Annotated in this window: 15 protein-coding genes; 7 read left to right on the plus strand and 8 right to left on the minus strand. The window is 64.8% G+C overall.

The window, feature by feature from the left end:
* Window positions 1-431, plus strand: a 431-nt coding sequence (locus tag GV790_RS22280; protein ID WP_163815672.1) for a WS/DGAT domain-containing protein, incomplete at its 5' end; no start/stop codon positions are given.
* Window positions 432-902: 471 nt separating this feature from the next.
* On the opposite strand, the gene GV790_RS22285 is transcribed toward GV790_RS22280, so the two are convergent.
* Window positions 903-1,274 (minus strand): hypothetical protein, encoded by a 372-nt coding sequence (locus GV790_RS22285; protein WP_163815674.1) that lies wholly within the window; start codon window positions 1,272-1,274, stop codon window positions 903-905.
* Window positions 1,275-1,461: 187 nt separating this feature from the next.
* Here GV790_RS22285 and GV790_RS22290 point away from each other — a divergent pair, with 187 nt between their 5' ends.
* On the plus strand, window positions 1,462-3,606 hold the full coding sequence (locus GV790_RS22290; RefSeq protein WP_163815676.1) for an AIPR family protein: 2,145 nt from the start codon (window positions 1,462-1,464) through the stop codon (window positions 3,604-3,606).
* Window positions 3,607-3,649: 43 nt separating this feature from the next.
* Here the strand turns inward: GV790_RS22290 and GV790_RS22295 are convergent, their stop codons facing one another.
* From GV790_RS22295 to GV790_RS22315, 5 genes are all read right to left on the minus strand, one after another.
* Window positions 3,650-5,194: a serine/threonine-protein kinase gene (locus tag GV790_RS22295; RefSeq protein WP_218586455.1), complete on the minus strand. Its 1,545-nt coding sequence runs from the start codon at window positions 5,192-5,194 to the stop codon at window positions 3,650-3,652.
* A gap of 104 nt (window positions 5,195-5,298) precedes the next feature.
* A complete protein-coding gene (locus tag GV790_RS22300; protein ID WP_163815680.1) occupies window positions 5,299-8,466 on the minus strand; it encodes a type I restriction endonuclease subunit R in 3,168 nt (1,055 codons plus the stop codon).
* Window positions 8,467-8,471: 5 nt separating this feature from the next.
* Window positions 8,472-9,689, minus strand: a complete 1,218-nt coding sequence (locus GV790_RS22305) for a restriction endonuclease subunit S (protein WP_163815682.1) — start codon at window positions 9,687-9,689, stop codon at window positions 8,472-8,474.
* Window positions 9,686-11,677 (minus strand): type I restriction-modification system subunit M, encoded by a 1,992-nt coding sequence (locus GV790_RS22310; protein ID WP_163815684.1) that lies wholly within the window; start codon window positions 11,675-11,677, stop codon window positions 9,686-9,688. Before GV790_RS22310 ends, GV790_RS22305 begins: the two co-directional genes overlap by 4 nt.
* Window positions 11,674-13,683: an N-6 DNA methylase gene (locus GV790_RS22315; protein ID WP_163815686.1), complete on the minus strand. Its 2,010-nt coding sequence runs from the start codon at window positions 13,681-13,683 to the stop codon at window positions 11,674-11,676. The genes GV790_RS22310 and GV790_RS22315 overlap by 4 nt, the downstream gene beginning before the upstream one ends.
* A 171-nt stretch (window positions 13,684-13,854) precedes the next feature.
* On the opposite strand from GV790_RS22315, the gene GV790_RS22320 reads away from it, so the two are divergent.
* The 5 genes from GV790_RS22320 (at window position 13,855) to GV790_RS22340 (ending at window position 18,235) form a co-directional block, all read left to right on the plus strand.
* Window positions 13,855-14,193 carry a hypothetical protein gene (locus GV790_RS22320; protein WP_218586456.1) on the plus strand — a complete coding sequence of 113 codons (339 nt, stop codon included), beginning with the start codon at window positions 13,855-13,857 and terminating at the stop codon, window positions 14,191-14,193.
* A gap of 15 nt (window positions 14,194-14,208) precedes the next feature.
* Entirely contained in the window at window positions 14,209-14,499 is a 291-nt protein-coding gene (locus GV790_RS22325; RefSeq protein ID WP_163815688.1) for a hypothetical protein, read from the plus strand.
* A 178-nt stretch (window positions 14,500-14,677) separates the two neighbouring features.
* Entirely contained in the window at window positions 14,678-15,052 is a 375-nt protein-coding gene (locus GV790_RS22330) for a DUF732 domain-containing protein (RefSeq protein ID WP_163815690.1), read from the plus strand.
* 77 nt (window positions 15,053-15,129) lie between these two features.
* Window positions 15,130-15,753 carry a DUF4352 domain-containing protein gene (locus GV790_RS22335; RefSeq protein WP_163815692.1) on the plus strand — a complete coding sequence of 208 codons (624 nt, stop codon included), beginning with the start codon at window positions 15,130-15,132 and terminating at the stop codon, window positions 15,751-15,753.
* Window positions 15,754-15,988: 235 nt separating this feature from the next.
* Window positions 15,989-18,235 (plus strand): 3'-5' exonuclease, encoded by a 2,247-nt coding sequence (locus GV790_RS22340; RefSeq protein WP_163815696.1) that lies wholly within the window; start codon window positions 15,989-15,991, stop codon window positions 18,233-18,235.
* A gap of 69 nt (window positions 18,236-18,304) precedes the next feature.
* Here the strand turns inward: GV790_RS22340 and GV790_RS22345 are convergent, their stop codons facing one another.
* Window positions 18,305-23,257: a DEAD/DEAH box helicase gene (locus GV790_RS22345; protein WP_163815698.1), complete on the minus strand. Its 4,953-nt coding sequence runs from the start codon at window positions 23,255-23,257 to the stop codon at window positions 18,305-18,307.
* Window positions 23,254-26,640 carry a hypothetical protein gene (locus tag GV790_RS22350; RefSeq protein ID WP_163815700.1) on the minus strand — a complete coding sequence of 1,129 codons (3,387 nt, stop codon included), beginning with the start codon at window positions 26,638-26,640 and terminating at the stop codon, window positions 23,254-23,256. The genes GV790_RS22345 and GV790_RS22350 overlap by 4 nt, the downstream gene beginning before the upstream one ends.
* Between the last annotated feature and the right edge of the window lie 114 nt (window positions 26,641-26,754).

The following is a 26,754-nucleotide window of genomic DNA, read 5'->3' on the forward strand; positions in this document are numbered from 1 at the left end:
GCCTCCAAGCCATCCACCACTCCGCAACCCTAGAAAAACAACGCACCACCACCCCCACCGTCCTCCGCACCGAATCCCGAGTAGAAACCTCCCCCGCCTGGCTCCTCCGCCTGGCCGGCTGGGCCCGAGCCCAACGCACCTTCGAAACGGCCACAACGGTTCCCCTGATGAACACCACCATCAGCAACGTCCCGCCGGTCGCGACCGACCTCGAATTCCTCGGGAGACCGATAGCCAGGATCTTCGGCGTGCTACCGACGATGGATGGGGACGGTTTGCGTCACCTGATCACGTCGCAGGGCGAGGAGATCGTCATCTCGTTCAGCACGGATACGTCGATGATGCCGGACCCGGAGCACTACGGCGACCTGCTCCGCGAATCGTTCCGCTCGCTCGGCGACGCTCTCACCCAACAGCCGACCAACCACTGACACATGGCGACGCGCCGACCGCACACACGGGCCGGGCCGCCGCATTCGACACCGTCAGTGGCGCGCTCCGCCACTCATGGGGTTGAGCTGCGACGAGGCATGGCAGCGATTGCTCCGATCGCTCATCACCAGGCTCGCCGGCACACCGGATCGGCACGCCCCACCTGGCGGGCCAACCCGCGGGCGAGAACGCCCGGCATTGGCCGGATTGCCTGGCAGGCAACTACGTCTGTGTCGGCTGGGCGGCTGGGACGAGTCGGCGATCTCGTCCTGACTGTCCTAGCCACTGGCGGAGGCTCGACGTTCTTCGGCAAGGTGGCCGGTCGCATCGGATCTCACCTGGGCAAGTTGCTCACCAACTCGGTCCCGGCCACACCATCCGCTGATCAACAAGGTGATCGGCGGCAACCGCGTCGCGGATTACGGAGCGAACCCGCAGGTCCCAAGCCCGATCGAGGTCTTCCCTGTCGCCTAGGCTTTTGCTTTCGCCGCGATCATTGCCTCGGCAATCGTCGCGTGGTCACAACCTTCCCAGGTGGCCGGCTGCAGATTGCGGGCCTGAACGAACTGGTCGAGCATCGACTCCAGTTCTCGGCGGTGCTTGGTCAACGACCGTGAGACGAGCTTGTGATGTGCCTCGGAAGTCTTCAGCACCGTGTGGGTGGTCCGCAGCTCGCGCAGACCGACTACCAGGGCGACATCAGCACGATACTGCTCACACAGAATATTCCGCGCACTGGCGATAGTCTGCTCGAAATGTTCCGGCTCGGTGACTCGCACCTGCTCGAGCCGCAGCCGCTGCCACAGGAACAACGATTTCTGTGCGACAACCAGCAGCTGCAAAGCTCTGCACGACCGAGCGGCGCACGGGCTCGCGCGCAGCACCCCTCGGTCTCACGAAGCGGCCGGGCGGGCCGAGTCGTGCACCGTTTGCCGTCGAATAACATTGCTGTTCAGGTACTCTGACGAAACCCGGGCCGCGCAGTACCCGGAGTATCCAGCGAGACCACCCCGGCCAGAAAGGACGCGCGTGAGCAGCACCTCGCGTGGCGAGCATATCGATGTCCCCAGCCAGGTGCGTCAGGTAGCCCGCTTCCTTCGCAACACCTACATCGAGCCCGGGCTGCTCGACCTCAGCGATCTCGACGACAAGCCGGAAGAAGAACGTTCACCCCGAGCGCTTTCCCGGGCATTGGCCGCGCAGGCGGTCCGCGTCGTCACCGGATTCGGTCCCGAACAGGCCGCGCAAACGGTGATCGATGGTGTGGCCGACCAGGGAATCGACGCGTTGGCGGTCGTCGAGGGCCCTGACCCACACATCTACCTCGTGCAGGCGAAGTGGAGCAAGACCGGACGCGCCCCGAGTGAGCGGTCGGCCGTGCAGGAGTTACTGCACGGGCTGCGCCTCATCGACGATGAGGACTACGCGCCGTTCAATCCCCGCGGCCGGCATCTCGCCGAATACGCCGGAAAAGTAATGACCTCCGACGCGGTCCCGGTGACCCAGGTGATCGCTCTGATGCGGGCCGACGAGGTCACCCCTGGATTCCGGGACGCGATCGAGCACGGGGAGAAGGAGTTCAACCGGCACGGCGAAATCCTGAATCACCGGATCATTCTGGCCCCCGAGATCTGGCAGTCGGTACGCGATGATCATTCGGCAGATCCCATTGTGCTGTCGGTCGATCTCTTTCCGTGGTTCAGTATCTCGACGCCATACGAGTCCTATCAGGGTGTTGTCGACGCCGAGCAGGTTGCCCAATGGGTGGATGCCGGTTCGCACCTGTACAACTTGAACATTCGTAATCCACTCGGTCGCACGTCGATCAACAACGGTTTGATCGAAACCCTGACGACCGAGCCCTCTGCCTTCTGGTACTTCAACAACGGCATCACGATCCTCTGTGATTCGGTGCAGAAGGCGGGTCAGTCGATGCGAAATCCGTATAGTCGTCCGCTTGGGCTGACCTTGCATAACGCCAGCGTGGTCAACGGAGCCCAGACCGTCCGGTCCATCGCGGAGGCTGTGGCCTGCGAACCTGATGCCGCCGAGGCACAAGTCGGTGTCCGCATCATCGTGACCGGTGAAGAGAAGGAATTCGCCAAGAAGACCACTCAGGCCACGAACCGCCAAAACCGGGTCGAGCAGCGTGATTTCATAGCTCTGGAGTCGGTGCAGGCCGAAATCATGGCGGAGCTTCGTGCCGAGCTCGGCCTGGAATACGGTGTCAGGCGCGGCGAGCTCGACCCTCCGCCAGAGTCCGGCTGTTCGGTCGTGGAAGCTGCATGTGCATTGGCCTGTGCCCATCCGGACAGCCAGTACGCGGCGCGCATCGCGACCGACCTCGACGTCCTGTGGGAACGCGGCCCCCAGGGAATCCATGATGCCCTATTTCGCCCGCGTCCGAGCGCCTACCTACTGTGGAACGCCGTCAATATTTTACGGGAGGTGCGGACCAGCCTGTATGCCCTGCGCTCTCGTTACGAGGGGCGTGCGATTGCACTCGCCGAGCATGGCGTCTATCTGCTCGCCCACCTCGTGTTCCGGAGTCTCGACACCGAGGCCATCAGCGAACCGGACCAAGACCTCATCTGGCTGGCAGGGGCTCGACCGCAAGTCCCTGGGATCGTCGGTATCCTTCTGCCTGCGGTCGTTGCGGCGATCGACGACCTATATGGAGAACGCTCGCAAATACGCGCTGTGTGCGCCGACGTCGAGCGCAGTCGCGAGGTTGTCGCACGTGTCCTCGCCGGAGACGCGGACCAGTCGGCGCCAATTGCTGGAAACAAGTACAAGCGCAGTCGCACGACGAAACGCCAACGGCGCCCGACTGCCGTGTCGGTGTTGATCGACCGGAATGTCCTGCCCGAGGGCGAACCCCTGACGTTGGTCGCCGGCCACCCTTCCGAGGCCGAAGCGATGCGGGACTGGCTTGCCGAGGACCCCCAACGTGCGAGAGCAACCTGGGCTCTGCATCGGTTGAAGCCGATCCTGTGGGCCGTCGACGGCAAACAGTATTCACCCTCTGGCCTGGTCAGTCTCATGTGGGAGTGGGCAGGCTGGGCGAACCGCCCGGTCGCCAACCAGGGCACCCGGCGTTGGGTGACGTCGACTGGCGACACATTGGCTGATCTCGCCTGGCGGGCACTCGAGGAACTCGAGGAGTCCGACTGATTCGGTGACTCGGGGTTGCGAACCACGCGTAGCCGCCGGCCATTCAGAGTGCGGCCAGCAGCTCCCCCACCTCCACGGTGAAGGGATCGCGGTGACCTTTGATCATCGTCAGATCCTCCAGCAGCGCGTGCAGCATCGCGCGGGCGGCCGCGAGGTCACCGGTCTCACGTTTCAGATCCCCGATCTCGAAGCGCAGGTCCAGCGCCAATTCGGATCCGCTGCCGTCGGCGGCGGTCACCTCGGCGAGCACCTGTTCGAGTTCGGCCAGGCCGGTCTCGATGTCCCCCAACGCCATCCGCCCGCGAGCAGCGCCGGCGCGGCATTCCAGGGCGGAGCGGCTGAGGCGGCCCTCGGCGCGCTGGTAGGCCTTGGCGAGCAGGTCGAATTCGCGGCAGGCGCGGCGATCCTCGCCGGCCAGCGCCCATGCCGCGGCTACCTGCTTGCGCAGGCTCAGCACCTGGACGTTTTCCTTGCCCAATACCGAGGCGGCGCTGTCGATCACCGTGCTCAGCGCATCCGCGGCCTGCGCGAATCGTCCGCTCTCGAGCAGCGACCAGTAGCGGTGCTCGGCATCCGATATCGCGGTCTGCATATGCTGCGCCGACATCGGCGCGGTGGGCGCCGACGGCTGCGGCCGCAGGCGGGTGGGTTCGATCTGGCCAATCTCCAGCGGCGCGTTCGGCCGCCGGAATATGCGCGTCGGATCCGGGAATCCGGGCAGGTACAGCTCGGTGGGTGCCACAGGGGTACCCGGTCCGGGCAGGAACGGCAGGAGGCGCTCATAGACGGTGAAGGCATCGGCGGGGCGGCGCTGTGGGTCCTTCTGCACCAGATCGAGCACGAGCTGTTCGAACTCCGGTGGAACGTCGAGACCGAGTTGCCGCAGCGGAACCGGCGCCTGTTCGGTATGCGCCAGCATGATCGAGAACTCCGAGTCGGCCTCGAACAGCGGTTGGCCGCTGATCATTTCGTGAATCAGGCAGCCGAGCGCATACAGGTCGCTGAGCGGAGTGACCCGGCGGCCGTGCACCCGTTCGGGAGCCATATAGCGAAGCGTGCCGATCTGCTGGCCGGTAACCGTCAGCTTCGGTGCCGAACTGTCGAGGATGGCGGCGATACCGAAGTCGATGACCTTCACCGCACCGTCGCGGGTGATCAGAACGTTCCCGGGTTTGAGATCGCGATGCACGACCGGCAACGCGTGGGCGTACGACAGCACTGTGGCGATCTGGGCGGCCACCGACGCCACCCACGACAGTGGCAGCGGGTGGTCCGGATCGATGTAGTTCTGCAACGGAACACCGTCGATGAGTTCCATCACCAGGTAGACCGTCTCGAACGACGCATCCAGCACGGCGTCGAACACCTGCGGTACCCCATGGTGACGGATACGCGCGGTGACCCTGGCTTCGCGGCGGAAGCGCTCGGTGAATTCCTCGGCCTGCTCCGCGGTCACCACCTGGTCGACGCGAATGGTTTTCACCGCGACTTCCCGGTCGAGCACGATGTCGTAGCCACGCCATACCGAGCCCATGCCACCGGATGAGATCTGTTCGGTGAGCTCGTACCGGTTATCGATGCGCCGCACCCGCATTGACCGTCCCCTGTTCCCCTACACCACTATCGGCAGGCTTCGCCGCGCCCGCACCATATGCGACCCGGCTGGCGACGCGGCCGAACCTGGCACGCCGATCACGCTACGCCGTCCAAACCGTGCTGTCGCCGGATCATCCGCCAGGCGGCGCGGCTTGCGTGCCGGTTGAGCGTTTCCTTGAACGCGGGCTCGGAACTGCTGAAGTACTTGTTGCCGAGGTCGGCGACGGTGTCGAAATGTTCCATCATCTTGTCCTGGAACACCTCGACGAATTTGCCCTGGAATTCGTCTTCGCTGCGGTTGGCGACGGCGGCCAGCTGCACCCCGGGATCGGCCAGTGCCTCCTGGTACGGCTTGGCCAGGTCGCCTTCGTCGAATTCGGTGCCGAACCGTTCGTTGAGTTGCTCGATCAGCTCCGAGAGCAGCGATTTCTCCGGCTCCTTCGGCGCGGCAGCGTTCTCGCCGAACCCGGGCAGTGTGGCCGGACCTTCCGGTGCCAGCCCAAGATCGAGGTCCCCGATGTGCTGAACCCTGACGTGGCTGAGATCCACCTGCCCCACATCCACACCGCCGTCGGCGCGACGCGGCAGCACGTTCAGCAGATGCTTGCCGTACAGATGCAGCAGTTCGAGCTCGGCATCCTGATACGGCACGATCTGGGCGAGGAACCCGTACTTGCGCACGTAATCGCGCAGCTCGATCCGGAACTGTTCGGCCAGCTCCACATCCGATTCCTCATCGCTATGCAGCAGCGCGCTGAACCGGTCGACCGCGGGCTGAAGGTGCCGATACAGCTCCGCGTGCAGCTTCTGCCACTTGGCCTGCGATCCGGCCGCCTGCTGTTCGGCGACCAGGTATGCCTCCGCGAACGACCGCATCTCCGATTCGATCAGGATCGGTGCGGCCATCACCTTGGTCTGTGCCAGATACAGCAGGTTCGGGTCGGTCGGCATCGTCTCGGCCAGCTCGTAGTACGGCCGGAACGATTCCTGGATGTCCTCACCGTCATTGGCGAAATCGAGCACGGCGAGATCGGCCTGGGTTTTCAGCTCATGGGTGCGGTTGAGCCGCGACAAGGTCTGCACCGCGGCGATACCGTGCAGCTTCTTGTTCACGTACATGGTGGTGAGCAGCGGCTGATCGAAACCGGTCTGGTATTTCTCGGCGACCACCAGGATCCGGTACTCCTGCTGCCCGGCACCGCCCGAACGGGTGGCGAGGTCGTCCGCGCGGGTGTAGGCGAAGGCCTTCGGCAGCTGGGATTCCGGCAAACCGCCGTTCTCCTTGGATTCGGTGGTCTCCTCACCCTCGTAGTCGAGGGCACCCGAGAATGCCACCAGCACACCGATATCCGGATACTTCTTGTCGTAACCGATATCGGCCAGGTGTCGTTTGATCGCCCGCGCCATCGCGACGGCGCTCTTACGGGAATCGGTGACAACCATCGCCTTGGCCCGGCCGCCCAGCAGATCCCGGGTGTGTTCGACGAAGTGCTCCACGATCACCTGCGCTTGCTGCACAACCGTGGAGGGATGGGTGAGTGCGAACCGGGCCAGCATCGTCTTGGCCTTGGATTCGGGGACCTCACGGTCGGAGGGGTTCTCGTTGACGAGGCGGTAGAACGTCTTGTAGGTGACGTAGTTGCGCAGCGGGTCGAGGATGAAGCCTTCCTCGATGGCCTGGCGCATCGAATAGGTGTGGAAGGGGCGATACCGGTCGCCGTCCAAGGTGCCGAACGATTCGAGGGTCTTGGCCTTGGGCGTTGCCGTGAAGGCGAAGTACGACAGATTCGGCGCCTGCGCGCGTTCGGCCGCCTTACGGTCGAGACGCTGTTCCAGCTTCAGCTCCGTCGCGCCGTTGTCCTCGTCGTCGGCATCCAGGCCGAGATCGCGCAAGGCCGCGCGGACCGCGGTCGCGGCATCACCGGACTGTGACGAATGCGCCTCGTCCACGATGATCGCGAACTTCCCGCCACGCAGCTCGGTGGGATTGCGGCGCAGGAAATCCAGCAGCGCCGGGAAAGTGTGCAGGGTGACGGTGATGATCTTGCCGGATTCCTGGGTGAGCGCCTTGGCCAGCTGCTCGGATTTCGCCCCCTGCTTATCGTCGATCTTGACGACCAGCCCATGCACCCGCTCGAAACTGCCGACGGTCTCGCGCAGCTGACTGTCCAGATTGCGCCGGTCGGTAATGATGATGATCTTGTCGAACACCGGAGTGCCAGGCTGCAGCCCGGCCGCCGGATCGAGCAGCGCAGGGTCAGCAGCGGTGTGCAGATCGGTGAGCCGGTGCGCGAGCCAGCCGATGGTGTTCGACTTACCCGAGCCGGCCGAGGCCATCACCAGATAGTTGTGTCCCGCGCCGTGCGTGGCCGCATGCGCGGTGAGCTTCTTGACCACATCCCACTGGTGGTAACGCGGGAAGATGATCGTCCGGTTGCCCCGCCCGCCCGGGCCTTTCGACTCGTGCGTATGCACGAACCGTTCCAGCAGATCGAGCCAGTTGTCCGGATGCCAGATCTGATCCCACAGGTAGGCCGTCGCATGCTTGCCCTCCACCGTCGGCGCCGGATTGCCAGCACCACCGGCCTTCCCCGGCCCCTCGGAACCGGTATTGAACGGCAGAAACCGCGTCTTCTTACCCTTCAGCTGGGTCGCCACGAACACCAGGTGCGGATCGACCGCGAAGTTCGCGATCACCCGCCGGGTGAAGATCAGCTCGCTGGGATCGCGTTCGCTGCGATACTGCTCTTTCGCATGCTCCACAGTCTGCCCGGTGAGCGGATTCTTCAACTCCGCCGTCGCCACCGGAATCCCATTGAGCAGCAAGGCGAGATCGAGCCGATGCTTGGCATCGGCCTGCTTCGTCGCATACGGCAGCTCCCGCACCACGGTGAGCCGATTCTTGCTGTAATCATCCAGGTCATCCGCCGAAGTCACCAAATTTGGCTTGAAATACGCCAGCCTGATCCGCACCCCACGATCCTTCACCCCCGAGCGCAGCGTCTCGATCAGCCCCTTCACCCCGATCTGCTGATCCACCGCCTTCGCGAACCCCAGCTCGGCGGCATGCTGGTCACCACCGTAGAAGGAGACCAGCTCATCCCACTCCTGCTGCTGAGTGGCGCCGATGAAGGCGAGCAGTTCACCCAGGTCCATGCCGAGCTCGGGCTTGTACTCGTGCGGATTACCCTGGTACCAGCCATTTTCATGCATGGCTGCGACGATGGAATCGCCGAAGGTGAGTTCGTCATGGACTGGGCTCATTGCGATTATACCCCCTGGGTTGTGTTTCGGCCGCTTGCGGTTGTTACGTCGAATTGGCCGGTTACGGCGGCGGTGATGAGGGCCTGGCGGCGTTCGGAAAGGAGGTGTAAAGCTGATAACAAGGTCGAGCAAGCCGACGATACCGAATCCATCGTCGACGACAGTTCTTCGATTAGCGGCTGAGGCGCCACCGGAATTGGTATCCTATAGCGACGCAACTGTTCCCCCGTCAAGTGAGGTATGGTCGCCAGGTTTCCTCCAGCATCAAATACCCCCGAAGTCTTGGCCAGCCGCAACCAATACATCAGCCACTCGACAGGCAGTTCGCCCCTGCTTCTCACACGGTGTAACGACTTTTGAAAGTAGCAGTCGTCAATTCTCCCGTCCCATACACCCGCCTCGGCGACACCGGCCCCACCCTCGCATACAAGCAGATCACCCGGATTCAGTGAGTAGCGCCTGACCTCACTAGGGGTGAATTCCATGGTTGCGACGTCGTCGGTATTTATTTTGAACCAACCAACGTTGGCGTTTCGAAGGTACGGGCGCTGGCGATCACCGCCGGCACGTTCGGGATTCAGCATCTTGCCCAGTTCAGTATCGAAGTACGCGTATATTGGGCCGATCCCCCAGGTGGCCGGCACTTCTGGTAGCCAATCCCACCCCGTGGCCCGGCGCGGACCGTCGCAACCGGCACCCGAAAGCATGCTCCCAATGGCCGCTAGATTCCGATCCTCCAGCAGCTGGATCTGCCTTTTCCGAGCACTAACCAATTGATCGATGCGGGAGGTTTCGGCGTCGAGGAAGTCGGCGATGCGGCGCTGCTCCTCCAGCGGAGGCGGTGCCGGAATCAGCGTACTGTACGCAAACTCTCTCGATAGCCCCGGTACACCAACATCCTGTGAAGGGCCCTTCAAGTCAATCGCAAGCAGGACGTAGTAGAGCCACCGCAGATTGACTCGAGTGAGACAAGAGTCGATGAAGTAGGACGTATCGATCGCGAACCCGTCACTAGAAATCCAGTGCACCGAACCATAGCTACCCTTGCGCCCGACAACGATCGCAGGGCCACGAAAATTGGGAGAATTGTGGCTGCCTGATACTCCGCCCGAGCCTACTACGGGCACGTTCCCGTCGACCCTTGCATCAGAGGCCAGGGCATCGCCGTACGCCATGCGAGCGATCCGGCGTAATGGAATCCATCCCCGAACTGCGCTGCTCACTTCGTCACCTCCCCCAGCAACTCCTGAATCTCCGCCTCCAACGCCTTCAACTCCGCATCGATCTCCTCCAGCGGCCGTGGCGGCGTGTACACGTAGAAGTGCCTGGTGAACGGGATTTCGTACCCGATCTTGGTCTTGCTGTGGTCGATCCACGCATCCGGCACATGTGGGAGCACTTCGCGGGCGAGGTAGTCGTTGACGTCCTCTTCCAGTGGAACGTTCTCGTAATCTCGCAGCTCGGTGTCGGGTTCGGGGGAACCTTTGACGAGCTGGACCTCCCCTTCGGGATCGCGCACGCAGAGAGCGTCACGGAAGGCCTTGGCGAATGGGGCGCCAGTGGGCCAGGGTTCGCCGGCGCCCGCTACCGCGTCCTTGAGGGCGGTGATAGCGTCCGCCTTGGTTTTCCAGGTGGAGCCGACAAGGGGGCGGAGCAGATCACTGAAGACAGCGGTGTCGGCATACTGTTTGCGGACGGGAGCCGAGGCGGCGAGTTGGTCGAGAGCTTCCTCGGTGAGTTCGAAACGCACGCGCAGCGGGCGTTCGACGGTGATGCGCTGGTAGCCGAAATCGCTGTTGGCGAAGACCTTCACCTTGCTGTGCAGGGGGTGGCCTGGGTCGGCGGCCACGTCGAGGGCGTCGCGGTAGAGGCGCGTGATCTCGGCGATCTGGTCTTTGCCGACGAGTTTGCGCTTATCGCCCAGGGATTTCCGCATCTTCTGCCAGTAATCGCGCGCATCCAGCAGCACCACCTTGCCTTGATGCTCGGGTGATTTGCGGTTGGTGAGGATCCAGAAGTAGGTGGAGATGCCAGTGTTGTAGAACAGCTGATCCGGCAGCGCGACGATCGCCTCGAGCCAGTCGTTTTCGATGATCCACCGGCGGATATTGGATTCACCGGATTCGGCGGCGCCGGTGAACAGCGGCGAACCATTGAAGACGATGGCGATGCGGCTGCCGCCACCATCGGGGCCGACGGGCTTCATCTTCGAGATCATGTGTTGCAGGAACAGCAGAGACCCGTCATTGATCCGGGGCAGGCCGGCACCGAAGCGGCCCGCATCGCCGAGGGTCTTGTGCTCCCATTCGACGGCGTCCTTGACCTTCTTCCACTCCACCCCGAACGGCGGATTGGCCAGCAGATAGTCGGCGCGCAGATGCTTGTGCCCGTCATCGCTGAACGAATTGCCGAACACGATGTTATCGGGGTCCTGATCCTTGATCATCAGATCCGAGCGGCAGATGGCCCACGATTCGGGGTTCAGCTCCTGGCCGTAAACCTCCACCCGCGCATGCGGATTCAGTTCCTTGATGTGTTCCTCGGCCGCGCTGAGCATGCCACCGGTGCCGCAGGCGGGGTCGAGCACCTTGCGGGTGACACCGGGCGTACCCACCAGATCGATATCCGGTGCGATCAGCAAATTCACCATGAGCTCGATGACCTCGCGCGGCGTGAAGTGCTCACCGGCGGTCTCATTCGACTGTTCCGCGAATCGCCGGATCAGCTCCTCGAACACATAACCCATATTGTGGTTGGACACCACCGCGGGACGCAGGTCCAGATCGGCGAACTTGCCAATCACCTGATACAGCAGACCGGCACCGTCGAGACGCTTGATCTGCTGCGCGAACTCGTACTTCTCCAGCACTTCCCGCGCGTTGTCGGAGAACCCGCCGACGTAGTTGGTCATGTTCTTCGCCACCTGCCCCGGATCGGACAGGATCGACTTCAAAGTCAGCGGCGTGACGTTGTAGAAGCGAACCCCCGACGCCTTCTTCAGGAACGGATCCAGGTCAAGGTCGCTACCCTTGCGCGCCTCCACCACCGCGAGCACCTTCTCCCGCGTCGGCTCCAGCACACACTCCAGCCTCCGCAGCACGGTGAACGGCAGGATCACCTTGCCGTAGTCGGACTGCTTGTAATCCCCACGCAGCAGATCAGCGACCGACCATGCGTGATTGGCCAGTTCGGTGTGCTTGTTGGTGTTCACTTCCTACCTTTCCGAGATGTCGGTTCCGCGGCGGCGGAGTGGTCGTGCGGTTCGAGCGCGCCGACGGTGAGGCCGGCGGTGACGAGTTCGGTCAGTCTGCCCGCGGTGTCGTCGGCGCGGCGGGCGGCTGTGCGTAAACGATGTAGCTGACGGAAGGCGGCACCGTAGCGCTGTTGCTGCTCGAGCGGCAGCAGCGGGATGCGCAGGCGGCTGGGGATCACGCGGATCGTGGTCGCGCCGACCATGGCCGCGGTGTTGTCGGGTCCGGTGGCGAATCCGGCGAGGAACCACGGGTCGACGCGGGTCGGGTCCGGGCGCAGCAGGAAGACACTCGGCCCGAGCACGGCGCCCGCGTCTGCGGTACCCGCGACCCTGGCGCCGAGCCGGCCATCGCGGGTGGCGCGCAATTGCGGGATCACCACATCGCCGGGTTCGATCACCACCACCGAACCGGCCCAGTCCGTATCGACCACTGCCGACGGGGCGGCACCGGTGGCCAGATCGCGGCCGGTGAGCACCGGCCTGCCGAGATCGGCTTCGGCCACCGGCTCGGCGTCCTCACGCGACCGGTACGCGAGCACCCGCAGTGCGCCGCCCTTGTCGAGATCGGCAACGGTCGCGGTACGCCACGGCTTCTCCTCGGCAGCGGAGAGTTCGGGCAGCTCATCGAACGCACCACGCAGGGCCGAGATCTCACCCGACAGTTCGAGCACGGTGGTTTCGACGGCATCCACCGTCCGGCCGGCGTCGACCGCGGCACGGACGTACCGCCCGGGAGTCAGGTCGACGTCTTCGTCGAGCACGTCCATCACACGCACCACAGCCGCTACATCGGCGGCAGCGGCGGATTTGATATCACCGCGATCGAAGGCGCGCCACGCCTCGAGGGTGGTATCGGACAGATCCCGCCACGCGCTCGGATGCCCCACCGCGGCATCGCGCCCGGACACATCGATGAACAGCACGTCATCGGCACCGGAGCCGTCCGGGCCACGCAACACCCACAGTTGCAACCCCAGCTGCCGTGGCGGCGCAGCACCCGCCGGTAGTCCGATGACCGCGCGCAGCGCGCCCTGACGCAGCAGCTCACCCCGAATGCGGCGGCCCGTAGGGCGTGAGGCGACGGCGGGCGGCAGCAGCAGCACGCCGGTCCCCCCTGGCCGCAGGTGCGCCAACGCGTGCTGCACCCATGCCAGCTCCGATTCCCCACGTGGTGGCACGCCGTACTTCCAGCGCGGGTCCAGAGCCAGTTCATCGGCACCCCAATCACGCTGCTGATAGGGCGGATTGCACAACACAGCGTCTACTTCGACTCCGGGGAACGCATCGCCGGTAAGACTGTCGCCGGTGCGAACGGCGCTCTCGGCGCCCGGGGCGTTCACCGACAACAAGATCGCGGCTCGCTGCGCCTGGACGGGCAGTATGTCCTGGCCGAAGCAGGCGTGGGCCCCGGCGCGGGAGGCCGCGACCAGCAGGCTGCCGCTCCCGCAGGCCGGATCAAGGACCCGGTCGATGGATTCCCCCGCCGAGGGACGGGCGAGCTCGGCCATGAGGTCGCCGACCCCGTCCGGAGTGAGGTAGACACCCGTCGTCGGGGCTTCCTCCAGACCGCGCTCGGCCAGCGCCTCCACCGTCTGCGCCACACCCGCGTCGGCCACCGCCGCACGGATCGCCCGCACTACCTCGGAATCGGTGTTCCCGCGTGTCGAGGCGCCGGCTCTTGCCGTGGCGGCGAGCTCGTCCATGAGCCAGGGGATGTCCGACGGCGCGACCTGCGCGCGCAGCAGAGTGCGCAGTTCCCGCAGCGGTGACTCCGCCGACTCCACGCCGTGCTCACGCAACCAATCCCGGACATCACCGAGGTCGAACACCGGTCGCGATTCGCTGCCGCCCGCGGGAGGCGGGAAGTCGGGGTGCCGCCGGCGCCAGTTGCTGACGGTCGCTCGGGTGACACCGGCCAGCCGGGAAATCTCCGCGGCGGTGACCAGTGGGGCGGTCTCTGACATACGCCTCCTCTCGTGTGTGGATAGCTTTGCCTATCGTCACGTTAAAGTCAATCACCAAACTAATGATTGACAATGTTTTCAGCATCTGGGTATTGTTGCGTTGCGTCAGCGGGAACAGTCCGGTTCGTCGCACCGTTCAGCCCGATCAGCTTGTGTCACAGGAGGTTTGCCATGCGTTATCACCGCGATCAGCTCACCGATCGTGCACACGACCGGGGCGCACGGCGCCGGCTCACCACGCGCGGCCACCGGCCCCTGCGCCTGCGGCACGGAGACGACCTGCGCGATCTGCCTCCGCTACCACGCCGATCCCGATGCGAGACGACCGGCAAGATCCGCTACTTCGACCCCGAGACCGCGGAGCTGGCGCTGGCCGGAATCGATCACCGCGATCCCCGGCGGCGCGAACGGCGCACCTATCGCTGCCACCACTGCGCTGGATGGCACCTGACCAGCCAGCCGCTCGACAACAGCCATATCCCTACCGCCGGCGCGACGCCGGCGGACTGACCCAGGAGAGAACCCGTGTTCACTCGACTCGCCACCGCCCTCACCGCTTCCGCCGCAGCCGCCCTCGTCGCCGGTCTCGGCGCCGGCACCGCCCAGGCCGAAACACATATCCGCCACTACTCCGGCTACGACGCCGAATGGGCGTGCAACGCCGATAAGGCAGCCCTGGGGAGCGTCCCCGGATCCGTGGTGTTGTGCGATCGGCTCAACGGCGGCCGGTACCGGCTCTCCGTCGTACCCCATGCCGAGATTCCGCTGCACATGCTGACGCTGATGGCGACCGGCAGCTTCGACGGACTCTCATGATCCGCTGACCCATCCCTGACGGCAAGCCGCCGCCAGACCGCCGACCGCAAACCCAGGATGGTTCGCGGTCCGATCACCCCTGCCCAGATGAGGCAGCCTTGCGCGCCGACCATCACCGGTCCGGGCGCGACACCTACTGACCGAAACCCTTTCCGTCCGAATAGATTCGAGGTTCGCCATGCGCACACTCGCGCATTCCTTCGCCCTCCTGAGCATCACCGCCGCCCTCGTCACGGGCGGCGCGCAGGCTGCCACCGCCGCGCCCATCGACTCCGGCTCCGCCAGCGGCAGCGCCGGCTCCGGCAGCTCCGGCCCGCAGCGCAGCGCGGCCGACCGGGAGTTCCTTCGCGAAAGCTACTACGACGACGAGAGCTACAACGTCCAGGACGCCGCCATCGGCCTCGCGCACAGCCAGTGCGGATACCTGGACGCGTACGGAAATTCGGCGACCAACCGCATCTACCTGGCCGAAAGCTCCAGGGACGCCGTCGAATACCCCTACATCTTCCTGCATGCCGCGATCGACGCGTACTGCCCCTGGCACCGCATCTGACTGCTCGCCCGCTTCCCTGAACCACCGCCACCGCGCCCCGGCAAACCCGCCGGGGCACACCCTCCCCAGGAGTCTCGATGACCTACCAGACCGGCCCCCAGCCCTACCCGCACCCGTTCCAGCCGCCGCAGCCGCCCAAGCGCAAGATGCCTGTCTGGCCGTGGATTCTGATCGGCGCCGTCATCCTGCTGTGCGGCGGATGTTTCGGAATCGTCGGCATCGCGGCGAACAACTCGTCCGATAGCGACGCGACCTTCACCACCGCCGCGAGCCCGGAACCGGGCAAACCCGCCGAAGCGAAGTCGGACACCGCACCCGCCGGCGCCTCGGTCCGCGACGGCAAGTTCGAATTCACCGTCACTGCAGTGGATCCTCCGGTGTCGACCGTCGGCGACAACCCCTACATGCGAAAGACCGCACAGGGCGAATACATCCTCGTGCACGTCACCGTGACGAACATCGGTGACCGGCCGCAAACCTACTTCAGCAGCAACCAGAAGCTGTTCGACGATCAGGGCCGCCGGTACGAGAACGACACCATGGCCGAAATCAACGTCAACGACCACCTCTCCACGCCGATCAACCCGGGCAATTCGGTCGAGGTCACCATCGTCTTCGACGTTCCTGTCGGGACAGTGCCCGCATCGCTCGAGCTGCACGATTCGATGTTCTCGGGTGGGGCGAAAGTCGCACTGCGATGACTCCAAGTCGTGCCCAGAGCACCGTTTCCACCAGCGCGCACAGTCGGCGCCCGCACTACGTATCCGCGATGAACGGCCGGTACCGGCTGGTCGGACCTCCGAACGCACTGACGCGTAACGAATCCGCGTCGCTTCACGGTTCATTACGATGGGCTATCGAGCACACGGGCGCACCAGGCACAACACCGTATCGGCTCGGAGCGACGTGTGATCTCGAGAGCGAAGGGGCGTAGTGATGGGGAATGCATATGTCGTACTGGCGGCGAACACCAAGTCGATGCCGAAGCTCGATGGATCGGTCAAGAAGCGGGTTTACGACTTCCTCGACAAGGTCCAGACCGACCACACCGCGCCCGGCTTGCATATCGAACCGATCAAAGGAGCCGTCGACTCGCGGGTCCGTACCGGCCGGGTAGACATGAACTTTCGCGCGATCATGTTCCGGATCGACGCCAAGCTCGGGGACACCACCTACATCTACCTCGGCACGTGGAAGCACGATGTGGCCAACAAGCTGGCCCAGCAGTCCACTCTGCGCGTCAATCCCGTCAACGGGGTCCTCGAAGGCATCGTCGGTGAGCTGGATGGCCGCAACGACCGCAAGAAGCGGTCGATGGTACCGGACCCGACCGGTCAGCTGGCCGAACTGGCGGTGCACTCCCCCGTCGGCTATCTGGTGCACGTCGGATTCACCCTTGCCGAACTGACCGACCGGCTGGGTCTGGATCCGGACTTGGCCGCACGCGCCTTGGCGGCACCGGATCAAGACGGCGTGCTCAGCGTCGCCCAGACGACCGATGTGGCCTGGCAGCAGAACGCGCTGCTCGAGCTCTCGGTCGGACGCAGCATCGACGAGATCCGCGACATCCTCGGCTTCACCGATCAGCCTGTCGACCAGACACTGGACGATGACGAGCAGGTACTCGCCGCGCTCGACCACCCCGCGACCAAAATGCAGTTCACCCTCGTCGACGACAACGAGGAGCTGCGCCGCGTCATCGAAGGTGGCGACTTCGCAGTGTGGCGGACCTTCCTACACCCGAATCAGCGCAGGTTCGTCGAAAAGGATCAGCGTGGCGCGTTCCGGCTCTCCGGTGGTGCGGGCACCGGCAAGACCGTCGTCGCCCTGCACCGCGCCCGGTACCTCGCCCAGCGCAATCCCGACGCGAGGATCATCCTCACCACCTACAACAAGACCCTGGCGCTGGACTTGCTCGGAAGTTTGCGAGCCCTCGACCCAGCCATCACGATCGCGGACCGGCCTGGTGAACGAGGTGTCTACGTCGCAGGCCTGGACAAGCTCGCCGCTGCCGTGCTCCGGCAGGGCGACGACCTGGGCCCGGCCCTGGAGACCGTCTTCGGTCCGGGCGACACCACCCCGCGGCGCAAGCGCATCTACAACGACGACAACGCATGGGCGACGGCGGTCCGTGAGACGAAATCGACTCTCGACCCTCGGTTGTCGCATTCGTCGTTCCTGGCCGGGGAGTACCTCGGGGTCGTGCTCGGCAACCGGATCACGTCGCTCGAGCAGTACCTCAAGGTGCCGCGCGCGGGTCGAGGTGTCCGGCTGTCACGGCCACAACGTTCGGCCGTCTGGCAGGTGATCGAGCAGTTCCGTAGGAATGGCCGCACACAGGGGGCGATGACCTTCCCGGAGGCTATGGCGGTCGCGGCCGCGCACCTGCGTCTCGGGGTCGATTCCGGTGCTGGATATCTCGCCGACCATGTGATCGTCGACGAGGCTCAGGACCTGCACGCCACACATTGGCAGCTGCTGCGGTCACTGGTGGCGGATGGCCCGAACGACCTGTTCATCGCCGAGGACTCGCATCAGCGGATCTACGGTCAGCCGGTGGTCTTGCACCGCCTCGGCATCAATATCCGAGGTGGGAGGTCGAGTCGGCTCACGCTCAACTACCGGACCACGGCGCAGAATCTGCATTTCGCGGTGAGCATCCTCGAAGGCGCGGACTACCACGACCTCGAAGAGGGTGCCGAGTCCACCGCCGGATACACCTCCGCCAGGCTCGGCCCGAATCCGCTGCTGGTGGAATGTGATTCCAGCGCGCATGAATTGGATGTCGTGGTCGACCAGGTGGCGCATTGGCTGGAGAAAGACGAGCTGTACCCCGGGAACATCGCGGTCCTCACCCGCGGGCAGAAGGAGCGCGACGCGTTCGTTCGAGCGCTGAATCAGCACGATATTCCCGCCCAGGTTCTCGGCGACGATCCGGCGACGCCGGATCATGTTCAGGTTCTCACCATGCATCGGGCCAAGGGCATGGAATTCCGCTGCGTCATCCTCGCCGGTGTGGACCAGGACCACGTGCCGCTTCAGACCATGCTGCGCAACGTGCCCGAGGAGGAACAGGCGGAGGCGCATCAGCGGGAACGATCACTGCTCTATGTGGCCGCCAGCCGTGCGCGTGACCAGCTGGTTGTCACGTGGTCCGGCACGCGCTCCACGCTACTGCGCTGAGCCGGCGCATTCCGCCGAGCTGCCCGCACACCCCACTGGGGCTGTGCGGGCATCCGGTGTTGGGTGTACTCAGCGTCCAGAGAGCAAGGCACCGAGCTGCGCGGCGTCGGCGCGCTCGACTGGGAGCACCCGGTAGCCGTCGGCGGCGAGCGCGGCGTCGCGTTCCTCGTCGATCCCCTCGACGACCACCACCTTGGCTCCCGGCCAGGCGATCTCCACCGGCCAGTAGTATTTGCCGGCCTCCGTGCCCACCTCGGGCTCGGGGACCGCGCGCTGAGACAGTTCGGCAAGCAGCTGCCGCACCGCGTCCGATATGTAGACGGCGTTGTCGCCCCACTGCTCGCCGACGGGTTCGGTGGTGTCCATCAGGCCGAGCCGTGCGAAGATCTCCAGCGCACCGGCCCGCGTCAGCTGGTCGTGGAAACGTTCGTTCCGGAACGACCGCAAACATCCGTAACAGGAAGTCTCGACACCGCATTCGCATCGGTTCACTCGGTCCGCCGCGACAACCAGGACCCGTTCGAGCTCCTTGGCGATCTGCTTCGCCGCACCGGCACCGGCCGGGACGGTGTCGAACAGGACGATGCTGCGCCTGCCGTCCGCACTCCACGACAGGGTGCCGTCGATATCATCGCGGCTGATCTCCAACGCTTCGGACGCCCCTTCGAGCAAGGCATAGAGCACCGAGAGCCACGTCGATTCCGACTCCTTGTCGTAAGAGACATCCTCGGAGAAGGTGAACTCGGCGACATCGGTTTCGTACCGGTGCACCAGCGAAACCACGTCGAGTCGGCCATCACACGGCGCTCCGGTCGCCGGGCGATGATGCGGTTTGCCCCGTTTCCGTTCCTTGACATTGGGATCGGCCCACCCGCACCAGCCACACAGCAGAAAACCTCCGCCGGCTCCCTCACCGATCACCGCGAGCCGAGCTCGGGTACCTGCCCGCGCGTACACTTCCGCGTCGCCCTCAGCAGGCCACGCATAGACATCGGAACTCTCGCCGATGGATTCGACATAGCTGGCGCCGAACCACGACCGCCGCGGCGGCTCGGACCGCACATCCTGGGCAATACGATCGGCGACGAAGCCGAACTCGGGCAGCACCGCCGTCCGGATGGCACCGAAATCCTGCTGGCAGTTGGGGCATACCGCCGCCGCATCGAGGACGTGCCCGCATTCGAAGTGGTTGCATTCCTTGCATACCCGGTATTGCAATTGCTCGAGCTCGCGTTTGGGCACCTTGTGCAGGCCGCGCGAGGTCCACACCTTGCCACCGGCCACCACTTGGTTTCCCGGTGCATAGTCGTAAATGGCCTGGCCGAGGTCTCTGGAAAGTTCCAGTCGAGCACCGACATCGCCCTCGCAATGCGCGGTGCGCAGCTCCACGGTGTCAACCGGGAACCCGTACTTGGGCAGGATGTTCTTGTTAGCGAGATATCCGAGCAGCTCCCGCCCGCGAATCGTGTTGATCGTGTGTTTCAGTCGCGCGCAGACCGAGTACTGCTGCGCGGCTGCGGCGTCGTCGAGCAACTGCTGGAAGGTCGCGATATCGCTGCGGATATCGCGTTCGGTATCGGCAAGCAATGCGCAGAGCGGCTCAACCCACTCATCACTTTCGATCCCCAATTCCTGCGCCGTCGATGAGGGCAGCACGGCCCGCAGCGATTCGCGAACACCAGGAGGCACAGGAGTAAGGAAATATCGCACGGCCGCGGCAGCGGAGTCGCCCCCACCGTCGCTGGGACCGAAGAAGGAACCCGCATCACGCCATTCCGAGCCATCCGTATCGAAACAGGCACGCAGGTAAGCGGCCAGCGCGACCGAATGCGCGTGCCGCCGGCCGATACGGGCATTGTCGATCGGTATCCACGGAATGCGCATCCGGCCGGCGATCATCGCCTCCGGTTTCTGGAACTTCGACAGATCGTGCGAGCTGCGTTTGGCATAGGTCACCACCAGTGCTGCCGCGGCGGCTCGCCGGCCGGCGCGACCGGCCCGCTGCACATAGTTCGCCGTCTTGGGCGGCATATTCCGTAGCATGACCGACTGGAGTTCACCCACGTCGACGCCGAGTTCGAAGGTCGTCGAACACGACAGCACGTTGATCTCGCCGTCGACGAACTTGCGCTGCACCTCCGCGGCTTGTTGCGCCACCCACTGCGCGGTGTGTTCACGCGCGGACAACGGCAGCAGCTCCAAGGTCCGGTAACTGGTTCGATAGTGGTTGGTGTCCTGGTCCAGGTCCGGGATGTCGTACTCGGCCAGCGTTCCGTCGCACGCACCGTGCGGACACAGTTGCCGGATGTTGTGGGTGGTGAGCCGGCGGCAGGCCGAGCACCGGTACCACTTCCGTTCCGATCCGGGCAGTATCCGCAGGGTGGTGTGGTCGAGCTGGTAGACGATCCCGCTGCCACGATCGTTTTCCGCCGCCAAGAAAGTGTGGCATCTACACGGTTCCAGCAGGAACTTCCAGCACGCGCCGAGCACTTCGTCGGCCGAGTGGGTGCTGCCGAGAGCCTCGAGTACTTTACGTACCAGCAGGATTCGGTTGTTCGTCGTCCCGGGCCGGCCACCAGGACACCAACTGAGGATCTGCCGACCTCGATCCGAGTCCATCGAGCGGATCCGGACCTTGGTATTGCGGGGCTCGAAAATCGCATCCTGGATGTCGACTCCGTCCAGCAGGGTCATAGCGCCCTGCAAGCGGACAGTCTTGACCAGTTCTTCCAATAGCGCCCAGAACTCGTCACCGGTGAGGCCCAGCTGGGTGAAGCCGCGCGGAATCTGTGCCTTACCGCAGCGTGCCAGCGTCACCGCCATCAAACCGAGGCCCTCGAGCGACTGGCGCTGGTCCATCGACATGAGCTCGGCCATCACCCACGGATTCACCTCACGCAGCTTTCCCGTTCGGGTGGCCTGCTCGTCGAAATGACGCGCGCGCTCGGCGACAGCGCGGACACCATCGGCCAGATCTTCCGCAGACAACGGGTCACCCGCGTACTTGGGGTCATCGAGAGTCCGCACCAAGTATCGGCGAACAAGCATGCGCCCATAGGTCGCGGCCAGATAGGGCGCGGCGAACGCCGCCGACTGCCGGGAGTCGGAGAACATCAGCAGCTTCCGGCCGCCGCCGACGAGCTCGGCGGACGCATTGTCGGCGGTGGGCAGATGCTGATACAACGCGGTGGTGATCACCGCGGGCGCGGCATTGGTGTCGGTACGCAATCTGCGGATCACCTGCGTGGCAAGCGCACCGCATTCGGTGCATTTGCTCATCACCCGCTGTGCTGCGGGATGTTCCCGCACATTCAGCGCGGGGCCACCCGGACATTCGGGCTTGCAGCTTGCTGCGGCGCCGCGGCCGAGTGCGCCGCAACCGGTGCACAAAATGCGTCGCCCGGTTTCGATGCCCGGCTCACGGTCACCGGAAAGCGTTGATTCGTCCTCGTCAATCGTGTCGTCGGTGGCGGCCTCTGTCAGCACCAGCCATTTGACCTTCGAATCCCGTTTGCACGGCCGGAAGTACTGACGGCCTTCGACCTGCAGAGATTCGCCGGCCAGATGCACCGCCCCACACCGTTCACACGCACCGAATTCGAATACGGCTCGGCCGGTTTCCGGATCCTGTTCGTGTCTGCTGAGCAGCACCCGCGGGCCGGCATCGGTGAAGCTGACGTACGCGCCTTCGGTCGCGCGCACGAACATGTGATAGCGAGCCGACAGCACGGGGTTCCCACCGCTGTCGAATACCTTGGATCCGAGAGCGACCAAGGCCTCCAATTTCCGCTGTGCCAGCTCGTCGCCGGACCACACCTTCTCCGCCAATGTGGCGACATCGACCGGACCGGCCAACGCGGCCGCCTTGACGTCGGCAATTCGGCGTTCTCGGTCAAGTGCTTCGGCAATATCGGCACATCCCGATTCCGCTGCGATCGAGCTGAGGTCGGCATCGGGGTCGGCGAGTTCGAGCAGCTTGTCATCATCGATGGTCCAGGTCGGTTCGTCCCGGCAGCGCATCCGTGTTGCCGTCACCAAATCCTGGCGGTCGGTGTCGTCTTCGATGAACTCGAGTTCGACATCGAACAGCTTGCGGGCGAACGCCATCGCCTCTCTGCCCTGTTCCTCCTCAGAGCTGCCCGACAATGACGCCGAGGTCGCGATGCACTGCACCTGCCGGTCGCGGGCAACGCGATCGCGCAATCTGCGCAACAGTAAGGCAACTTCACAACCCTGGGCGCCGTCGTACACATGCGCCTCATCGAGCGCGATGAAACGCCAGTTTCCCGCGTGCTCGCCATCGAACAGCTCCATGTCACGCGGACGCAGCAGCAGATATTCGAGCATCGCGTAGTTGGTGAGCAGGATGTGCGGTGGCGACTCACGCATTTCCTCTCGACTGAGCAACTCGTTCGGTAGCCGTTCGGTGCCCGGGTGCATGGCGTGGAATACCGAGTCCGCATCGGCACGGCGCTCTCTGGTTTCACCGGTGTAGCGGCCGAAGGTGATCTCCGGAGTGGCTCGCAGCAGGTCCCGCAGGCGTTGCAGCTGATCGTTGGCGAGAGCGTTCATCGGGTACAGCAGCAGCGCACGCACGCCAGGGCCGAGCGTCCCTGCCGCCTGCTGTGTGACCAGCTCGTTCAGGATCGGCAGCAGGAAACTTTCGGTTTTACCGGAACCAGTGCCCGTGCTGACGACGAGGTTGCGCCCGGCCACGGCCTTGCGGACGGCGATCTCCTGATGCCGGTACAGCGGCCGATCCAGCGACATGGTGGACTCGAACGCGGCGAAGGCGGGATGCAGTACGCCATCGTTGATGAGCTGCCGCAGGGAGGCACCCGGCTCGTAGGGTGGGGTGAGTTCGAGCAGCGGCCCCTTCGTCAGCAGTGCGGTGTCATCGACCGCTTGGTCGAAGGCTGCCGCAAGAGCGGGGTCGCGCGGGCCGATCAGTGTTTTCAGATACCGCTTGTACGCTGCCTCGATATCGGCGGCGGCTGCCAAGGGGTCGAGGCGGTCGCTCACGGTTGGCCTCCGATCAGGTTGTCGTTCTGTGCATAGCAGGCGAGAGCGTCGGCGATCAGCACGTCCGCGGCGACCATCGCCGGACAAAGTTCGGCCAATCGCGCCCATGCGGCGCGGGTGGAGTCGGTCATCACCGGTCGGCGCAGGAGACCACGTGCGGCAAGGCGGGAGCTGGTCGCCAGCAGCAGCGATTGCAGCGACATCAGCAGCCACGGATGTTCGGTGGTGTCGGCACCGTCGAGCACTTCGTTTCTTGCCTTCACGATGTCGTGGACCCACGGCGAGGCCCGCCACAGCGGGGTGAACAGGCCGGCCGCGCCCTTGGTGAGGGTCATGCATTGTGGATCGTTCTGCCAGGCGATTCGTTGCGCGAATGCTTCGAACATGGCCGCTTGCCGGGTGGTGTCATCCAGTAATGCCTCCGGCACGATCTCCAGTGCCTGCTTCATCGCGTCGATCTGTCCTGGCATCAGCTGCTCGCGCTGGTGGAGCAGCACGCTGCCCGCCTCGAAGACGCCTGCACGCAGCCGACTCGTCTGGCCGGCCAGCAGCTCCACCAGCGTCTCGCCACCCGAGTTCTTCAGGCCGCCCACGATCTCCGCGATCGACTCCGATGACCGCAAACTCACCCATGGCAGGTCGGCGATATCCATCAGGCTCCCGAGCCAGGGATTGGTATGTGCGCCGAGCCGGATCGGTGAAGAGAAATCCTGCTCCACCAGACCGGTCCGGATCAGCAACGCCGGAAAGGTTTCCTGTGCGAAGGTGCTTCGCTCCAGTGCCTCCAGCGACGAGCGCGGGTCCGCTCCCAGCGCCCTGTCCAGGCCGGCGCGAAGCAGCCGGTCCGCGTGATCGTTGCCGTCCGCTCCCGCCAGCACGGTCCAGACATCGGCGAGCGCCGATAGATCGGCCGGGGCAGCACCGCAGCCCGCGAGGAATCGCGACAGCTGCTCCCGGACCGGATCGGCATCGCTCATCCATCCCGGTTGATCGACATGAACTGCGGTGGAGTCCGGGCGGTCCGGCACCGGCGTCACCGACCATGGATCATCCACGAACACCTGGATGGTCAACGGACCGGCATCAGCCCAGCCCGGCGGCAGATCGCCGTGCCCGTCAGCATCGATCGGCACGAGCTCAGGCTCCCGCCACGGCGCTGTGTCCGCCCAGACATAGGCCGCGAGATCCGCGGTTCCCCGCACACCGCTGCACACGAGCCGGCCGCCGCTGATCTCGGCGCCGGTGCACAGTAGTGGCGGCCGGATCAACGCCACCGCGACGCGGTGCGTCCTCCGGTCCGCGGTGTCGATGCGCGCCAGGAGGACCGTGCGCTGCAACCGGCGGGCGGTGTCGACGAACGCCCTGGTCGGCACGTGGAATACGTTGCCTCTGCTGACCTGGGGCTGCTCGATCTGGACGATATGTCCGGCCGAATCGGCCAGGGCCATATCCACCTCGACCTCGCCCGGTACCCGCACTGCGACGACGGCGTGTTCGGTCAAGTCCTCCGGCGCCAGCACCGTGGTCGCGGTTCGCCACGTGGCCGCCGTGCCGACCTCATCCACCCGCATCTCGACATGCGGCGGACGCACCACCAACCGCTCCTCTCGGGCACCGGATCGCACCCGGATCTCGGATTCGCGTGTGTTTCGATCGAATTCGAGCACCTCGCGGTCCAGCACGAGTGGGGCCAGTCCGGCGAGCTCGGTCCGGCTGGGGGTGAGACCGTCACCATCCGGCAGCCGGAATTCCACGCCGTGGTCTACCGCCAGGCCCTCGGCCATGAACAGGGTGTGCCGCAGGTCCGCGCCGAGCGGTCCGCTCACCACCACGTCGAACAGTCCGAGCAGGCCGGTATCGAGTCCATCGAACGGATCGAGTTCGGTCGGTTCGTCGGCCGACTCCCATTCGTCGTCGGTCAACCAGTCACTGGTGTCGGATCGGCGCACACGGACCCGCCATACCGTGGGTTCGGCTCCGATGGGTGGCAAGGCGACGGCCGGGCGTTCGCTGTACACCGGAAGTCCACGACGCGTCGTCACCCCATCGACGGGCTCGGGGAGCTCCAACTCCGCCGCGCCGATCGGCCGGGTCTGCCGTATCGGTCCCAGCTGTCCGTTTTCCCGGCGCAGCTGGACAGCATCGATATCACTGAGATCACAGATGCGTGCGCACCATTCGCTCCAACCGACCGGCTCGCATTCGGCCAGGAAAGGGATAGCGGTATCCCGGGTAGCATCCATCAACCTCGCCGCGCGCGGGTGTACCGCGATCACCTCGTCGCGTGGCAACGGAGAGTGCGCGGGCACCTGGCGCCCATCACTATCGAACAGCAACAGCGGGTTGGCCTTGTCGATCAGTGAGATCCAATGGTGCGCACCCGATTCCGGATGATCCAGCACGATCTGGCGGACGCGGCGAGCAATGGGCACCGGCGTGGCGGGGTGGTCGTCACCGTCGCCGTATCCCCAGCGGTGTTCGGCATAGACCTTCTTCGCATCACCGTCGAACGACACCAACCACGGTGACTCGGGCGATTGTGCCGGATGGGGGATCTCGAGCACGATTTGATCGTCGACGCGCGAGTAGGAAATCGCCGGCCGCCGCTGCCGGGCGATCGCGGTCCGCTCGACGGTGGCCGAACCGAACGGTCGCTCTTGCAGGCGCTCGATCAACGCCTCGAGCATCACATGCGGCAATCCGGTCGTCGAGGTATCCAGGTCCAGATCGTTTCCCGCCTCGGGGTGTTCGAGCATGTAGGCGGCGAAATCGATGATCCGGTCGACGATGTCCACCGCCACCTCACCGGCGAACCGCAGGAAATTGCGTACCGGGACATCGAGCGAGCCGAGGCGGTACTCCATCCCCGGCTCGGTCAGCCAGGCGAACACCGCGGCACCACGTGCGTCACGACCGTGCGCCACATGCTGCTCGATCACATCGACAAGGTCGTCCAGGCAGTGCACGGGTATTCCGGCATGCACGGCCATCACTTGGACGTACTGGTGGTCCAGCTCCAGGAACTCCCGCAGCCCGAACTTGCGCAGGAGCGGTCTGAGCTTCCTCCGCAGCAGGTTCTCGAACTCGGCATCGGGATTCAGGTCGAGTTCGGCCCAGAACGTATCCCAATACTTGTTCTGTTCGTAGGCGATCGCCGCGTGGCCGATGAGGGTAACGAGCGTCAGTGCCGGGAATCGATCGATGATCCGGTCGACGGGGACCTGATGCCGATGGCGCTGAACCAGCAGTCCGAAAAGTTCTCGATCTCGCTCGATCTCCTCGGTCTGCAAGTTCAACTCGATGAACAGCGATACCCGCCGCAAATCGTTCGCTCGTACGAACTCCTCGTTCTCGGCCTGCTGCCACACGAACGATTCGGGCACCCAACTGCCCCCCTCCACGACACACCCCACCGACACAGCGGTGGGACTCGACACGACAGCTCATCTTCGCACCTGAATCGACTCCGAGACGGCGGATCTCGTGTGGCCGAACCG

Origin of the sequence: Nocardia cyriacigeorgica, assembly GCF_010858045.1 — a bacterium.
Lineage (GTDB): Bacteria > Actinomycetota > Actinomycetes > Mycobacteriales > Mycobacteriaceae > Nocardia > Nocardia cyriacigeorgica_E.

Bases quoted from the DNA above. Each gene is read 5' to 3' on its own strand.
- GV790_RS22300 (WP_163815680.1), bottom strand. From the start codon at position 8,466: ATGAGCCCAGTCCATGACGAACTCACCTTCGGCGATTCCATCGTCGCA.
- GV790_RS22315 (WP_163815686.1), bottom strand. From the start codon at position 13,683: ATGTCAGAGACCGCCCCACTGGTCACCGCCGCGGAGATTTCCCGGCTG.
- GV790_RS22320 (WP_218586456.1), top strand. From the start codon at position 13,855: ATGCGTTATCACCGCGATCAGCTCACCGATCGTGCACACGACCGGGGC.
- GV790_RS22330 (WP_163815690.1), top strand. From the start codon at position 14,678: ATGCGCACACTCGCGCATTCCTTCGCCCTCCTGAGCATCACCGCCGCC.
- GV790_RS22335 (WP_163815692.1), top strand. From the start codon at position 15,130: ATGACCTACCAGACCGGCCCCCAGCCCTACCCGCACCCGTTCCAGCCG.
- GV790_RS22340 (WP_163815696.1), top strand. From the start codon at position 15,989: ATGGGGAATGCATATGTCGTACTGGCGGCGAACACCAAGTCGATGCCG.